The sequence below is a fragment of the Streptomyces justiciae genome, assembly GCF_015163075.1.
Classification (GTDB): Bacteria; Actinomycetota; Actinomycetes; order Streptomycetales; family Streptomycetaceae; genus Streptomyces; species Streptomyces justiciae.
In genome coordinates, this window is the sequence record NZ_JADDXU010000010.1 from 1 (window position 1) to 14,820 (window position 14,820).

Sequence of the window (14,820 nt, forward strand, 5' to 3'; positions counted from 1 at the left end):
GAGCTCCTGGCCCACGCCCTCGCCGGACTGCACGGTGTTGAAGGAGAACAGGTTGTGCATCCCGACGAACCAGGCGCCGAACCCGACCAGCATGAACAGCGAGATCTTCGTGAAGGTCACCGGCACACCGACAGCCCGCGCGGACTCCTTGTTGCCGCCGACCGCGAAGATCCAGTTGCCGTACTTGGTGCGCAGCAGCACCCACGTCGCCAGCGCCGCGAAGACCAGCCAGTACACGATCGTGATCTTGATCTGTACGCCGCCGACCTCGAAGGACGAGGCGAAGATCTTCTTGGCGCCGGAGAAGCCGTCCATGTCGCTGATGTCGTCGGTGGCGACGTTGCCGGTGACGAGCTTGGTGACCGCCAGGTTCACGCCCTGGAGGATCAGGAAGGTGCCCAGGGTGATGAGGAAGCTCGGCAGTCCGGTCTTGACGACCAGCCAGCCGTTGAGGAACCCGATGGCGAGCGACACGACGAGGGCGGCGATGACGCCCATCCACACGTTCAGCGTGAGCTCGTAGGCGAGCATGCTCGCGGTCAGCGCGGAGGTGATGACGGCGACGCCGGACGAGAGGTCGAACTCGCCGCCGATCATCAGCAGCGCGACCGGCAGGGCCATGATCCCGATGGTCGACGACTGGTAGAGGATGTTGGCCATCGAGCTGCCGTCGCGCACCGGCGGCGCGGCGATCAGGAAGAACACGTAGACGGCGACGGCGCCGAGGAAGACGCCCACCTCGGGGCGGGCCAACAGCCGCAGCGCCAAAGGACGTTGGGCGGTCCGGCCGTCGGTCTCCTTCGGGCCGGGGGCCGGCGGTGTGGTCACCGCCGGCTCGGCGTGCTGGGTCATACGGATCACCGGGTGCCCTTCGCGGCGTACTGCGCGACCGCGTCGACGTTGGACTTGTCCACGAACGCGGGACCGGTCAGCACCGGCTGCTCGCCGCCGCCCATGTAGTTGCCGTTGTTCTTGTAGAGCCACAGCGAGTCGACCGCCAAGTAGCCCTGGAGGTACGGCTGCTGGTCGACGGCGAAGGCGATGGTGCCCTTGCTGATGGCGCCGGTCAGGTCCTTGTTGAGGTCGAAGGTGGCGACCTTGGCCTTGCTGCCGGCGTCGGACACGGACTGCGCGGCGGTCAGCGCGATGGGCGCGCCGAGGGCGACGACGTAGTCGATGGACTTGTCCTGGCTGAGCTTGGCGGTGATCGTCGACTTCACGGACGGCATGTCGGCGCCGTTGACGTTGACCGTCTGGAACTTGCCCTCGAAGGTCTTCTTCACGCCGTCGCAGCGCTGGGTGAGGCCGATGTTGCCCTGCTCCTGGATGACACAGACGGCGCTCTTGGCGCCCTCGTCGTTCAGCCGCTTGCCGAGCGCCTCACCGGCGACGGTCTCGTCCTGGCCGAAGAACTCCAGCAGGCCGAGCTTCTGCCACTCGCTGACACCGGAGTTGAGGCCGACGACGGGTATCTTCGCGGCCTTCGCCTTGGCGATGACGTCCTTCAGGGCGTCCGGCTTGGCCAGCGTGACCGCGATGCCGTCGACCTTCTGGTCGATGGCGTTCTGCACCAGGGTGGCCTGGCCACCGGCGCTCGGGTCGTTCGTGTAGATCAGCTTGACGTTGTCCTTGGCGGCGGCGGCCTCGGCGCCCTTGCGGACGATGTCCCAGAAGGTGTCGCCGGGCGACTGGTGCGTGACCAGGGCGACCGTCATGCGGGGGGTGCTGGCCTTGCCGGCGGAGGCGCCGTCCGCGCTCTCCTCCGACTTCTTGCCCCCGGAACTGCTGGAGCAGCCGGCGAGGGTCAGGGCAGCGGCCGCCGCCAACGCCACCACCGGGGCGAATCTGCGGGACTGAGAGCGAGAAGAGCGGTCCATCTTTCCTGCACCTCACTGTGCTTGCGGGGGAAAGGAAGAGAGATCTCGGTGATCCGAGGCCCGGGATCTTGGCATGTCCGGGTCGCGTGCCGCAAATACGGCGGTTGTACTGGGACGGAATCCAATCCCCGGGCGTGCCCGCTGTCAATACTTTGTTAAGACATCATTTCACAATCAGGTCCGAATGTAAGTACAAAGTATTGACAGGGTCACCTCCCGCGTCCTACACCTGAGACTCGCAGGCCCCCGCGAGGGCCGCACGTCCAGCCGAGTCCGAGGAGCGTCGCGCATGGCCGGATCCGCCCAGCCCTTCGACTTGATCACGATCGGCCGCACAGGAGTCGATCTTCACCCACAGCAGTCGGGCGTGCCGTCGAGCGATGTGCAGACCTTCGGGAAGTTCCTGGGGGGTTCTGCGGCGAACGTGGCCGTCGCGGCCGCCCGGCTGGGTCGCTCGGCCGCCGCCATCACGGTGACGCCGACGTTCCGCGCCGACGAAGTGGACTACTTCGCCCTCCGCTCGGCCCGGATCCTCTGGATCACCGGCGCCGGTCTGAGCGAGGAGCCCTGCCGCTCCGTGACCCTCGCCGCCCTCAAGTCCCGCGAGAGGACGGGCATGACCGTGTTCGACCTCGACTGGCGGCCCAAGTTGTGGGGGGATCCCGAAGACGCACGTCCCTATTACACGGAGGCCCTGCGCCACGCGACGGTCGCGATCGGCAACCTCGACGAGTGCGAGATCGCCACCGGGGTCCGTGAACCCCGCGCGTGCGTCGAGGCGTTGCTGGCGGCCGGCGTGGAACTGGCCGTGGTGAAGCAGGGCCCCAAGGGCGTGCTGGCGATGCACCGGGACGGCCGCAGCGCCGAAGTGGCGCCGCTGACCGTCGAGGTCGTCAACGGCCACGGCGCGAGCGACGCCTTCGGCGGTTCCCTCTGCCACGGTCTGCTGTCCGGCTGGGAGCTGGACCGCGTCATGCGCTACGCCAACGCGGCCGGCGCCCTCGTCGCCTCCCGCCTCGCCTGCTCCGCCGCGGTGCCGACGCGCGAGGAGATAGAGGGCCTCCTGAGCGGAGCGCCCTCGTGAGCTTCCCAGCCACCTCATGAACCGTCCCGCCCCCTGCCTCCCCCTCCATACAGCCCCGGAGAGATCCTGATGAGCACCCCCACCCGCCGCCTGACCGTCGCCCAGGCCCTGGTGCGCTTTCTGTCCGTGCAGTACACCGAGCGCGACGGCGTACGCCATCGGCTCATCGCCGGTACGTGGGGCATCTTCGGCCACGGCAACGTGGCGGGCGTCGGCCAGGCCCTCCTGGAGGCGGGCGAGGAGGCGATGCCGTTCCACCAGGGCCGCAACGAGCAGGCCATGGTGCACGCCGCCGTCGGCTACACCCGCCAGCTCGACCGGCTCTCCGCGCAGGCGGTGACGACGTCCATCGGCCCCGGCGCCACCAACCTCGTCACCGGCGCCGCCCTCGCCACCATCAACCGCCTTCCCGTCCTTCTCCTCCCCGGCGACTACTTCGCCTCGCACGCCCCCGACCCGCTGCTCCAGCAGCTGGAGCACCCCACCGAGGCGGACGTGTCGGTGAACGACACCCTGCGCCCGGTCTCCCGCTACTTCGACCGGATCACCCGCCCCGAGGCCCTGATCCCGTCCGCCCTCAACGCCATGCGGGTCCTCGCCGACCCCGCCGAGACGGGCGCGGTCACGCTCGCCCTGCCGCAGGACGTGCAGGCCGAGGCGTACGACTGGCCGGAGGAGTTCTTCGCCGAGCGCGTGTGGCACGTACGACGTCCCGCGCCCGACCCGTACGAGCTGACGGCGGCCGTGGCGGCGATCCGGGCCGCCGAGCGTCCGCTGATCGTCGCGGGCGGCGGGGTGCACCACAGCAGGGCCGAGGAGGCGCTGAAGGAGTTCGTGGACGCCACCGGCATCCCGGTCGCCTCGACGCAGGCCGGCAAGGGCTCGCTGCGGCACGACCACCCGGCCGAGCTCGGCGGCATCGGCCACACCGGAACGGCCGTCAGTGACGACCTCGCACGCACCGCCGACCTGGTGATCGGCGTCGGCACCCGCTACACGGACTTCACCACCGCCTCCGGCACCCTCTTCCAGAACCCGGACGTCCGGTTCGTCAACCTCAACATCACCGCGTTCGACGCCCACAAGCTGGCGGCCCGGACCCTGGTGTGCGACGCGCGGGCGGGACTCGCGGCGTTGACCGAGGCGTTGGCCGATCACCGTGTGAACTCGGCTTACGAGGACGAGTACCGCGCCGGAAGGGACCGCTGGGACGCGATTGTTGACGCCGCTTTCACCGCCGCCGACGAAAACGCCGTACCGACCCAGACCCAGGTGCTCGGCGCGCTGGACGCGGTGGTCGGGGACGAGGACGTCGTCATCAACGCGGCAGGCTCGCTCCCCGGCGACCTGCACAAGCTGTGGCGGGCCCGCAGCCCGCGCCAGTACCACCTGGAGTACGGCTACTCCTGCATGGGCTACGAGATCCCGGCGGCGATCGGCGTCCAGCACGCCACCCCCGACACCCCCGTGTGGGCGCTGGTCGGCGACGGCACCTATCTGATGATGCCGACCGAGATCGTCACAGCCGTCCAGGAGGGCCTGCCGATCAACCTGCTCCTCATCCAGAACCACGGCTACGCCTCCATCGGCGGCCTGTCCGAGTCGGTCGGCGGCGAGCGCTTCGGCACGGCCTACCGCTACCGCGCCGCCGACGGCACCTTCTCCGGCGCCCCGCTCCCCGTCGACCTGGCCGCCAACGCGGGCAGCCTCGGCATGGACGTCCTGCGCGCCAAGACGGTCCGCGAGCTGCGCGAGGCGCTCGCCGCGGCCCGCGCCTCCGACCGCCCGACCTGCGTCTACGTCGAGACGGACACCGCCACCGCGACCGCACCCCCGGCCGAGGCCTGGTGGGACGTGCCCGTGGCCGAGACCGCGTCCCGCGAGGCCGCCGTACGGGCCCGGGAGGAGTACGACCGCGAGGTCACCGCCCGCCGCCCCCACCTGTGACGCCCCGCGCCCGCTCCACCCAGGGAGGTACCCCCATGGCGAAGACCGGCGGTCACTCGCGCACCGCTACCGCCCCCGCACTCGACTCCCTGGACTTCGCCCTGGACCGGGGCAGTCCGGTGCCGCTCTACTACCAGCTCGCCCAGCAGCTGGAGGCGGCGATCGAGCACGGGGTCCTTGCCCCGGGGAACCTCCTGGGCAATGAGATCGACCTCTCCGTACGCCTCGGCCTGTCCCGCCCGACGGTCCGCCAGGCCATCCAGACCCTGGTCGACAAGGGGCTGCTGGTCCGGCGGCGCGGGGTGGGCACGCAGGTGGTGCACAGCCAGGTCAAGCGCGGGCTGGAACTGAGCAGTCTCTACGACGACCTGGAGGCGGCCGGGCAGGGGCCGACCACGCAGGTGGTGCGCAACGAGCACGTCCCGGCCACCGCCGACGTGGCCGCCGCGCTCGGCATCGCGGAGGGCGGCGACGTCGTCGTACTGGAACGACTGCGCGCCACGCACGGCCAGCCGGTCGCGATCCTCTGCAATTACCTGCCCGCGACCCTTCTCGAACTCGACACCGCCCGGCTGGAGTCGACGGGCCTGTACCGGCTGATGCGCTCGGCGGGCATCACCCTGCACAGCGCCCGCCAGACCATCGGCGCCCGCTGTGCCACGTCCGAGGAGGCGGCCCGCCTCGACGAGCGGGAGGGCGCCGCGCTGCTGACGATGCAGCGCACGGCGTACGACGACACGGGCCGGCCGGTCGAGTACGGGACGCACATCTACCGCGCGTCCCGGTACGCGTTCGACTTCCAACTGCTCGTCAGGCCCTGAGCGTTCAGTGGGCCCCGTCGAGGCGGGCCCGCTGGTCCTCGGTCAGTTCCAGGTCGACGGCGGCCAGGTTCTCCTCCAACTGGGCCAGGGACGACACCCCGGCCAGCGGCAGGATCGGCAGGGCGCCGCCGATCTGCCAGGCCAGGACGACCTGGTTGACGGTGGCGCCGGTCTCCTGGGCCACCTCCCGCAGAACCTTCAGGCGAGCGGGGGTGCCCGGGTGGTCGAAGTCGGCGGGGAGGCGGTCCGGGTGGGTGTAGGCGCCCTTGAGCAAGGGTGAGTAGGCGACCAGGGTGAGGGCCGGCTCCTCGCGCAGATAGGAGAGGAGTTCCGGGCCCGCGTGGCCGAGGCTGCCGTCCGGCCAGAAGTCGTCCGGCACGTCGAGACGGGGCCGCAGATGGCTGTGGGCGTACTGGAGCACCTCGTAGCCGGGCAGCCCGGCCGCGGCGGCGATCGCGCGGGCCCGCTCCACCCGCCACACGGCGTGGTTGCTGACGCCGAGCAGCCCGACGGTGCCTTCCGCGACGAGTTCGCCGAAGCCCTCGACGGTCTCCCGCAGGGGTACGTCGTAGTCCTCGATGTGCGCGTAGAGCAGGTCCAGCTTGTCCACGCCCAGCCGTTCCCGGCTGCGTTCGGCGGACTCGCGGATGACCTTCGCCGAGAGGCCCTCGGCGTTGTCGACGTAGCTGGTGCCGGGGGCCAGGGGGCGGGCGCCGAGCTTGGTGGCGATGAAGATCTCCTCGCCGATGCCGCGGCTGCGCCGCCAGCGGCCGAGGAGTTCCTCGCTCTGACCGCCCTGCCCGCCGTCGACCCAGAAGGCGTAGTTGTCGGACGTGTCGATGAAGTTGCCGCCGGCCTCGACATAGCGGTCGAGGAGCGCGAAGGACGTCTCCTCGTCCGTGCGCGAGCCGAACAGCATCGCGCCGAGGGCGAGGACGCTGACCTCGCGGCGGTTCTTCGGATCGGTGCCGATGGTGCGGTACTTCATGGGGTCCCCTCCCGTTCACGCGCCCCGGTCGGGGTGCGCGAACGGGAGTCTTCCTGCTGGAGCGCACTTCAAGTCAAGAGGTCACGTCGGGCGTCACGAACGCGCGAACGGCCCTTCCAGCGCGGCCCATTGGAGCAGCATGATCGTCTTGGCGTCGGCGATCCCGCCGGTGCGGATCATCTCCAGGGCCCTGCGGAAGGGCAGTTCGAGGATCTCGATGTCCTCGCCCTCCTCGTCGAGGCCACCGCCCTCGTGGGTGCGGGTCGACGGGCCGTACGCGGCGGCGTAGAAGCTGACGCGCTCGGTGACGGAACCGGGGCTCATGTAGACGTCGAAGACGTGCCGGACCTCGCCGATGGTGTGCCCGGTCTCCTCGACCACCTCGCGGCGCACGGCGATCTCGGGGTGCTCGTCCTCGTCGTCGAGCAGCCCGCCCGGGGTCTCGACGAGCATGCCGTCGGGATGGCCGTTGACGTAGACCGGGAATCGGAACTGCCTGGTGAGCAGGACGGTTTCACGGTCTGCGTCGTAGAGGAGCATGGTGGCGCCGTTGCCGCGGTCGTGCGTCTCGCGCTGCTGGGTGCTCCAACTGCCGTCGGCGAGCTGGAGGTCGAAGGTGGTGGCCCGCTCGACGTACCAGTGGCTGGAGAGCAGCTTCACGTCGCGGACCTTGACCCGGGGGTTGCCGGTCAGGTCCAGGCCGGTGCGGTCGAGCCCGGTGCGGCCGCGACTGTCCGGGGTGTCGATGCCGGCCGTCATCGGACACCGGCCGGCAGGAGAAGGATGTGCGAGTCGGTCATGCTCGCCTTCTATCACCCCGAGGCGCCGAGCGGCGCGACGTGTTACGATCTCAGAGTTGCAGTTGTGGTACCCATGAACCTATGTGCGCCTGACGGGAATGTTTATCCATCAGGCGCATTATTTGTTTTTCCGGCATCTCCGGATGGGGCCTCTGCCTACTGAAGGAGAAAGTCATGGCACAGGGAACCGTCAAGTGGTTCAACGCTGAAAAGGGTTTCGGCTTCATCGAGCAGGACGGCGGCGGCCCCGACGTCTTCGCCCACTACTCGAACATCCAGTCCCAGGGCTTCCGTGAGCTGCAGGAGGGCCAGCGGGTCTCCTTCGACGTCACGCAGGGCCAGAAGGGCCCCCAGGCGGAGAACATCGTCCCCGCCTGATCGCCGGACGCGTATTCCGCTCACCGGGGTCCGCACCGTCTTGGTGCGGACCCCGGTTTGTGCTGTTTCCAGGAAGGCAGACCACCGCATGTCCCGCAGGCCCCAGAAGTCGAACCGGCGCGCCTCGTCCCCCTCACCGTCCGCGTCGCCGTCGAAGGAATTCCGGCTGCCGGAAAGCACCACTCCCGCACTTCCCGCAGTCGAGGACTTCGCCGACCTGGACATGCCCGCGGGGCTGCTCAAGACCCTCACCGCGCAGGGCGTGACCACGCCGTTCCCCATTCAGGGCGCCACCCTGCCGAACTCGCTCGCCGGCCGTGACCTGCTGGGCCGCGGCCGCACCGGCTCCGGCAAGACCCTCGCGTTCGGCCTCGCGCTCCTGGCCCGTACGTCCGGACTGCGCGCCCAGCCCAAGGCGCCCCTGGCGCTGGTGCTGGTGCCCACCCGGGAACTCGCCCAGCAGGTCACGGACGCGCTGACGCCGTACGCGACGGCCGTCAACCTGCGGATGGCCACCGTGGTCGGCGGGCTCTCCATCACCAAGCAGGCCGCCACGCTCCGGCGCGGCGCCGAGGTGCTGGTGGCGACGCCGGGCCGGCTCAACGACCTCGTGGAGCGCGGTGACTGCGTGCTCGGCCAGGTCGGCATCACGGTGCTGGACGAGGCCGACCAGATGACCGACATGGGGTTCCTGCCGCAGATCACCAAGCTGATCCAGCAGGTACGGCCGGACGGGCAGCGGATGCTCTTCTCGGCCACCCTCGACCGGAACATCGACCGCCTGGTGCAGCGGTTCCTCACCGACCCGGTCGTCCACTCCGTGGACCCGTCCGCGGGCGCGGTGACCACCATGGAGCACCACGTGCTGCACGTCCTGGACGAGACCGACAAGAAGGCCGTCACCACGCGCATCGCGGCCCGTGACGGCCGGGTCATCCTCTTCCTCGACACCAAGAGGTCCGCCGACCGGCTCGCCAAGCGGCTGCTGTCCGTCGGGGTCCGCGCGGCGGCCCTGCACGGCGGCCGCTCCCAGCCGCAGCGCAACCGCACGCTGGAGCAGTTCAAGAACGGCCAGGTCACCGCGCTGGTGGCGACCAATGTCGCGGCCCGGGGCATACACGTCGACGACCTCGACCTCGTCGTCAACGTCGATCCGCCGACCGACCACAAGGACTACCTCCACCGGGGCGGCCGTACGGCCCGCGCGGGCGGTTCCGGCAGCGTGGTCACGCTGGTCCTGCCCGACCAGAAGCGGGAGGTCACCCGGCTCATGTCGGACGCGGGCATCCGCCCCCGGACGGCCCGTGTGACGTCGAGCGACGCGGCGCTGACGACCATCACCGGCGCCCGCGAGCCCTCCGGCGTGGCCGTCACCATCGAGGTCCCCCAGCCGACAGCACCGGCGGCGTCCCGCCCGGACCGGAAGGCCGGAGCCAAGCCCGGCGGCCGATCCGGCCGGCGGCGCCGTGGCGGCGGTGGCGATGGCCAGGCCCAGGCCGGGACGGGCGGTGCCACCAGGGCGGGGAGCGAAGGCGCCGCCCGCCGGACCGGCGCCGGCAAGGCCAAGAGCGGTGCCCCCGCGACGGGCGGCCGGGCCTCCGCCACTCGTCGGTCCGCAGCCGGCGGCACCGCGAGCCGCGCGTCCGGCGGCCGCCGAACGGCGACGCGCCGGGCCACGGGGGGCGCAGCCTAGAACGCGCGGAGGGGGCCGGTCACGGACCGGCCCCCCTGGCACAGCACAACCGAAAGGCCGTTTCAGATGCCTCTGAAACGGCCTTCGCGTTACGACTTCCACGATGTCGAGAAGTCGGGACGACAGGATTTGAACCTGCGACCCCTTGACCCCCAGTCAAGTGCGCTACCAAGCTGCGCCACGTCCCGGTGCGTTTCGCGCGCGGTGGAACCGCGTGATCACGCGTTGAGTACTTTACCGCACGCCGGGGACCGCTTCGAAGAGGGTCCGGTGAGGAGCGCCCGGTGTGCGCGGGACAATCGGCGTATGGGCAGCACATCCTCAGGACGGCCGACCGGGGCACGGGACCGCGACGACGAGGGGCGGGCGCGCAACGCGCGGCCGCGGGACGGGCTCGGGCGGCCTCTGCCGTACGGCGCGGACGGTGTGGAGCGGCAGCCCGAGGGGGTGCTGCGGACGCCGGAGCAGTCCGTCGCGGAGGCACAGGAGCTGCTGGACGCGGGGAAGCCGTTCCATGCGCACGAGGTGTTCGAGGACGCCTGGAAATCGGGGCCCGAGGAGGAACGGGAGCTGTGGCGGGGGCTGGCCCAGCTCGCGGTGGGGCTCACGCACGCGGCGCGGGGCAACGTCACGGGCGGGGCGCGGTTGCTGCGGCGCGGGGCCGGGGCGGTGGAGGCGTGGGCATCACAGGCGGCGGTGCCACAGCCGTACGCGATGGATCTCACGGGTCTCGCGGGGTGGGCGCGGGAGCTGGCGCAGGACGTGGAAGAGGGCGGACGCGCCGTCGACGCGCGTGCCCGCGCCCCCCGGCTGCGACCGTGACCTGGGCCTCGGTGCCGTCACTGTCAGTGGCGTACGGCAGACTCGGGGCGTGCGAAAGATTCATGTCATCGGTATCGGCGCGGGCGACCCCGACCAGCTGACCCTCCAGGCGGTCAGGGCGTTGCGGGACACGGACGTGTTCTTCGTCCTCGACAAGGGCGAGGTGAAGAGTGATCTCACGGACCTGCGCCGGGACATGCTGCACACGCACATACCCGAGGGGACGTACCGCGTCGTCGAGGCGCGTGACCCCGACCGTGACCGGACGGCCGGCGGCGCGGCCTACTCCCCCGCCGTCGGGGACTGGCGCAGCGCGCGGGCGGCCATCTACGAGCGGCTGATCACCGACGAGCTGGGCGAGGACGAGACCGGCGCGTTCCTGGTGTGGGGCGATCCGGCGCTGTACGACAGCACGCTGGGCATCCTGGAGGAGATCCTGGAGCGCGGTGCGGTGGCGTTCGAGTACGACGTCATACCCGGCATCAGCAGCGTCTCCGCACTCGTGGCGCGGCATCGGACTGGGCTGAACCGGGTCGCCCGGCCGGTGCAGATCACCACCGGGCGGCGGCTCGCCGAGGGCTTCCCGGAGGGGGTGGACGACGTCGTGGTGATGCTGGACGCGCACCAGACCTTCCGGCAGTACGCGGACGACGACATCGACATCTACTGGGGCGCCTACATCGGCACCCCGGACGAGATCCTCGCCTCCGGGCCGATCGCCGAGGCCGGGCCGCGGATCGAGCGGCTGCGGGCGGAGGCGCGGGAGCGCAAGGGCTGGATCATGGACACGTATCTGCTGCGCCGCAACCCCGGGCAGGCTTAGGGCCTGTCCGGCGGATCATGCCGCAGACGCGGGGTCTGGCACGCCGGCCTGCGGCGTTGTCGTCGGTTGCCGACTCCCCCACTCTCGACTGCGCTCGAGCGGGAGGTGCCCCCACCGCGTCGCCGCCCTCCTCCGCCTTGCATCCCGACGCACCAGACCCCGCTCACCAGCATCAAAGAGGCGCCGCACCTCTCCTGCGACCTGATCCGCCGGACAGGCCCTAGGGCACCCGAGCGGGCCCGTCCCGCATGCGGGGCTGGGCCACCGGTGTGATCGTGACCTCGTGACGATCACCGAGGAAACCGCGCCGCCCGCCGCAGAGCCGCCGGTGCTGGACAAGCGTCAGCGGAACGTCGTCTTCGTGACGATCATGCTGGGGATGCTGCTGGCGGCTCTGGACCAGACGATCGTGGGCACCGCGCTGCCGACGATCGTGTCGGACCTCGGTGGTGCCGCGCACATGTCGTGGGTGGTCACCGCCTATCTCCTCGCGGAGACGGTCTCGACCGTGCTGGTGGGCAAGTTCGGCGACCTGTTCGGTCGGAAGGTGGTCTTCCAGGTCTCGGCGATCGTCTTCATCACCGGCTCGTTCCTGTGTGGTCTCGCCGGGAACATGACGCTGCTGATCGCCTGGCGGGCCGTGCAGGGCATCGGCGCGGGCGGGCTCATGGTGACGGCGATGGCGCTGATCGCCGACGTCATCCCACTGCGTGAGCGCGGCAAGTACCAGGGCGCGATCGGCGCCGTGTTCGGGGTGGCCACCGTCATCGGGCCGCTGCTGGGCGGGCTGTTCACCGACCATCTGACCTGGCGCTGGGCGTTCTACGTCAACGTCCCGATCGCGATCGTCGTCGTGATCGCCGCGGCCCGCACGATCCCCGTCGTGAAGTCGGCGTCCCGGCCGGTCATCGACTACCTCGGCATCGCCCTGGTCGCGGTGGGCGCGAGCGCGCTGATCCTGGCGACGAGTTGGGGCGGCAACGAGTACGCGTGGGGCTCGGGCGTCATCATCGGTCTGTTCGTCGGCGGCGCCATCGCGCTCGGCCTGTTCTGCTGGGCGGAGACCCGGGCGAAGGAACCGATGCTGCCGATGCGGCTGTTCGCCAACCCGGTGTTCACGGTCTGCTCGATCCTCAGCTTCATCGTCGGCTTCGCCATGCTCGGCGCGATGACGTATCTGCCGAGCTATCTCCAGTACGTCGACGGCGACTCGGCCACCATCTCCGGCGTCCGCACCCTGCCCATGGTCATCGGCCTGCTCATCGCTTCCGTCGTCAGCGGCAACGTGGTCAGCAAGACCGGGCAGTACCGGCTCTTCCCGATCGCCGGTTCCCTGGTGATGGGGCTCGGGCTGTATCTGATGTCGCTGATGGGGCCGGGCACGGGGGCGTGGCTGGAGTCGCTCTACATGTTCGTGCTGGGCACCGGCATCGGCCTGTGCATGCAGGTGCTGACGATCGCCGTGCAGAACACCGTCGAGTACGCCGACCTCGGCACCGCGACCTCCGGCGTCACCTTCTTCCGCACGCTGGGCAGTTCGTTCGGCACCGCCGTCTTCGGCACGATCTACGCCAACTCCCTCGCCCCGAACCTCAAGGACGCCGTCGCGGAGGCCGCGCGGGCGGGCAGCGGTGTCGCCCCTTCGGCCATCGCCAAGGCGGCCACCAGCCCGGAGGGCGTGCACCGACTCCCCTCGGCCGCGGCCGCCCCGATCATCGACGCCTACGCCGACACGATCCAGACCGTCTTCCTGTGGACGGTGCCGGTCGCGGCCCTCGGCTTCGTCGTGGCCCTGTTCCTCAAGCAGGTGCAGTTGCGCGACAGTGCCCGGGCCGGCTCGACCGACATGGGCGAGGGCTTCGGGCAGCCGTCCGGGGCGGACTCGCAGCGGGTGCTGGAGGCGGCCGTCGGGAAGATCATCGGCGGTACGGACCTGGACACCGCGCGCCGGATCATGGCGGACTCCGACACCCGGCTGGACATCGCCGGCGCGTGGGCCGTGATGCAGGTGGAGCTGTTCACGCGGCTGGTGGGGCATGCCAGCCTCGGGCTGATCGCCGCCCGCCGCCACATGCCGCCCGAGGTGCTGCTGCCGGTCTTCGACCGGATGGTCGAGGAGGGCTATCTGAGCCGCGCGGGCTCCCTGTTCTCGCACACCGAGGCGGGCGCCCGCGAGGCCCATGTCATCAGCAAGGCCTGGGCCGGCTGGCTGGAGGAGCGGGTGCAGCAGGACATCGGCCGCCCGGCGGGCACGGATCTGCGGGCCGCGGTGGACACGATCTCCAAGCGGCTCCTGGTGGAGGACCTCAGTACCGGACTGCCGCAGCGGCAGCCGGAGTTGGCCGCGAGCCACTGAAAACCAGGTGCCGGACGGGCCGGGCGATCGTCATACTCCCGGCATGTCTCCCGTCCGCTTCCACGATCCCGGCCTGAGCTACTACAACTTCGCCGACTCGGCGCTCGTCCGCTGCCCGCGCTGTGACCGGGTCGCCCACTACGAGCGGCACACCCGTCCCGAGGCTCGGGTGGTCTGCCGGTCCTGTGGACTGTGCCGGACCGCGAACTGCTGCTGCCGACCGCCGCTGTGGCTGCAATCCGAAACCAGGCACGGCGAGATCTGGGCGTACAACCTCGAACACCTCGACCTGATCCGCCGGTTCGTGGCGGCGGAGCTGCGGGAGCGGGACCCGTGGTACGAGCACGGCCGGAAGATGACCGCTGTCGGGCGGCTGCCCGCCTGGATCAAGAGTGCCAAGAACCGTACCGAGGTGCTGCGCGCGATCGACCGGATGCGGGCCTCGGTCATCGCGGGCTGAGGCCGAGCCGTTCCAGGACCGCGGGCACATCGGGCACGGCCGTCACGTCTGCGGGCAGTGCCGGACGTCGTACGACCACGACCGGAAGGGCCAGTTGGCGGGCCGCCGTGAGTTTGGCGGCCGTCGCCGCTCCCCCGCTGTCCTTCGTCACCACGACGTCGATGCAGTGCGTGGTGAGGAGGGTGGTCTCGTCGTCGACGGTGAACGGGCCGCGGGCGAGCAGGACTTCGGTGCGCGGGGGCATGGGGGGCTCGGGCAACTCGACGGACCGTACGACGAAGTGAAGCTCCGTCAGATGCGCGAAGGCAGCGAGGCCCAGGCGGCCCGTGGTGAGGAACACCCGGGGGCCGAGCAAGGGGAGCAGGCCGGCGGCCTCCGCCAGGGAGCCGACCGGGTACCAGCGGTCCTGAGGGCCCGGCCGCCAGCCCGGGCGGCGCAGGACCACCGCCGGAACGCCGGTCGCCGCGGCGGCGCGGGCGGCATTGGCGGTGATCGCCTCGGCGAAGGGGTGGGTGGCGTCGACGAGGGCGTCCACGCGCTGGTCCCGCAGCCACGCGGCGAGCCCGTCCGCGCCGCCGAAACCGCCGATGCGTATGTCCCCGGTGACCGTGCCCGGGCGGGTCACGCGGCCCGCGAGGGAGGTGGTGACCCGGACGCCGGGCAGTGCGGTGAGCGCGGCGGCGAGTTCACGGGCCTCGGTGGTGCCGCCGAGGATGAGGACGTGCGGGGACATGAGGCAGAGCCTACGGTGATCGCCCCACGCACTCTCGC

14 protein-coding genes and 1 tRNA gene are annotated in these 14,820 nt (G+C 70.8%); 9 read left to right on the forward strand and 6 right to left on the reverse strand.

Annotation, left to right across the window (positions count from 1 at the left end; genetic code table 11):
* Together IQ210_RS26260 and IQ210_RS26265 are read right to left on the reverse strand one after the other, a co-directional pair.
* Window positions 1-858: ABC transporter permease (locus tag IQ210_RS26260; RefSeq protein ID WP_194081878.1), on the reverse strand; the 858-nt coding region annotated here is incomplete at its 3' end.
* Window positions 858-1,877 (reverse strand): sugar ABC transporter substrate-binding protein, encoded by a 1,020-nt coding sequence (locus IQ210_RS26265; RefSeq protein ID WP_194081596.1) that lies wholly within the window; start codon window positions 1,875-1,877, stop codon window positions 858-860. The genes IQ210_RS26260 and IQ210_RS26265, both read right to left, overlap by 1 nt.
* A 289-nt stretch (window positions 1,878-2,166) precedes the next feature.
* Here IQ210_RS26265 and IQ210_RS26270 point away from each other — a divergent pair, with 289 nt between their 5' ends.
* The 3 genes from IQ210_RS26270 (at window position 2,167) to IQ210_RS26280 (ending at window position 5,729) form a co-directional block, all read left to right on the forward strand.
* The gene (locus IQ210_RS26270; protein WP_194081597.1) at window positions 2,167-2,961 is read left to right on the forward strand and encodes a PfkB family carbohydrate kinase; all 795 of its coding nucleotides are present in this window, start codon (window positions 2,167-2,169) and stop codon (window positions 2,959-2,961) included.
* A gap of 69 nt (window positions 2,962-3,030) precedes the next feature.
* Complete coding sequence (iolD, locus tag IQ210_RS26275) at window positions 3,031-4,908, forward strand: 3D-(3,5/4)-trihydroxycyclohexane-1,2-dione acylhydrolase (decyclizing) (protein WP_194081598.1); 1,878 nt, start codon at window positions 3,031-3,033, stop codon at window positions 4,906-4,908.
* 35 nt (window positions 4,909-4,943) lie between these two features.
* Window positions 4,944-5,729 carry a GntR family transcriptional regulator gene (locus tag IQ210_RS26280; RefSeq protein WP_194081599.1) on the forward strand — a complete coding sequence of 262 codons (786 nt, stop codon included), beginning with the start codon at window positions 4,944-4,946 and terminating at the stop codon, window positions 5,727-5,729.
* 4 nt (window positions 5,730-5,733) lie between these two features.
* Here IQ210_RS26280 and IQ210_RS26285 read toward each other — a convergent pair whose 3' ends face one another.
* Together IQ210_RS26285 and IQ210_RS26290 are read right to left on the reverse strand one after the other, a co-directional pair.
* Window positions 5,734-6,717 (reverse strand): aldo/keto reductase, encoded by a 984-nt coding sequence (locus tag IQ210_RS26285; RefSeq protein WP_194081600.1) that lies wholly within the window; start codon window positions 6,715-6,717, stop codon window positions 5,734-5,736.
* A 93-nt stretch (window positions 6,718-6,810) separates the two neighbouring features.
* Window positions 6,811-7,476: an NUDIX domain-containing protein gene (locus tag IQ210_RS26290; protein WP_194081601.1), complete on the reverse strand. Its 666-nt coding sequence runs from the start codon at window positions 7,474-7,476 to the stop codon at window positions 6,811-6,813.
* 215 nt (window positions 7,477-7,691) lie between these two features.
* Here IQ210_RS26290 and IQ210_RS26295 point away from each other — a divergent pair, with 215 nt between their 5' ends.
* Window positions 7,692-7,895, forward strand: coding sequence for a cold-shock protein (locus tag IQ210_RS26295; protein ID WP_059194910.1), 204 nt, complete (start codon window positions 7,692-7,694; stop codon window positions 7,893-7,895).
* Window positions 7,896-7,983: 88 nt separating this feature from the next.
* Window positions 7,984-9,588: a DEAD/DEAH box helicase gene (locus tag IQ210_RS26300; protein ID WP_194081602.1), complete on the forward strand. Its 1,605-nt coding sequence runs from the start codon at window positions 7,984-7,986 to the stop codon at window positions 9,586-9,588.
* Window positions 9,589-9,702: 114 nt separating this feature from the next.
* Here IQ210_RS26300 and IQ210_RS26305 read toward each other — a convergent pair.
* A tRNA-Pro gene (locus tag IQ210_RS26305) sits at window positions 9,703-9,776 on the reverse strand.
* Between the two features lie 118 nt (window positions 9,777-9,894).
* On the opposite strand from IQ210_RS26305, the gene IQ210_RS26310 reads away from it, so the two are divergent.
* The 4 genes from IQ210_RS26310 (at window position 9,895) to IQ210_RS26325 (ending at window position 14,049) form a co-directional block, all read left to right on the forward strand.
* Window positions 9,895-10,410, forward strand: coding sequence for a DUF309 domain-containing protein (locus IQ210_RS26310; protein WP_194081603.1), 516 nt, complete (start codon window positions 9,895-9,897; stop codon window positions 10,408-10,410).
* A gap of 49 nt (window positions 10,411-10,459) precedes the next feature.
* Window positions 10,460-11,233 carry a precorrin-6A synthase (deacetylating) gene (gene cobF / locus IQ210_RS26315; protein WP_194081604.1) on the forward strand — a complete coding sequence of 258 codons (774 nt, stop codon included), beginning with the start codon at window positions 10,460-10,462 and terminating at the stop codon, window positions 11,231-11,233.
* A 283-nt stretch (window positions 11,234-11,516) separates the two neighbouring features.
* Window positions 11,517-13,589: an MDR family MFS transporter gene (locus IQ210_RS26320; protein WP_194081605.1), complete on the forward strand. Its 2,073-nt coding sequence runs from the start codon at window positions 11,517-11,519 to the stop codon at window positions 13,587-13,589.
* Window positions 13,590-13,632: 43 nt separating this feature from the next.
* Complete coding sequence (locus tag IQ210_RS26325; protein ID WP_194081606.1) at window positions 13,633-14,049, forward strand: hypothetical protein; 417 nt, start codon at window positions 13,633-13,635, stop codon at window positions 14,047-14,049.
* Here the strand turns inward: IQ210_RS26325 and IQ210_RS26330 are convergent.
* Window positions 14,036-14,782 (reverse strand): cobalt-precorrin-6A reductase, encoded by a 747-nt coding sequence (locus IQ210_RS26330; protein ID WP_194081607.1) that lies wholly within the window; start codon window positions 14,780-14,782, stop codon window positions 14,036-14,038. The two genes, IQ210_RS26325 and IQ210_RS26330, sit on opposite strands and share 14 nt — an antisense overlap.
* Window positions 14,783-14,820: the final 38 nt, after the last annotated feature.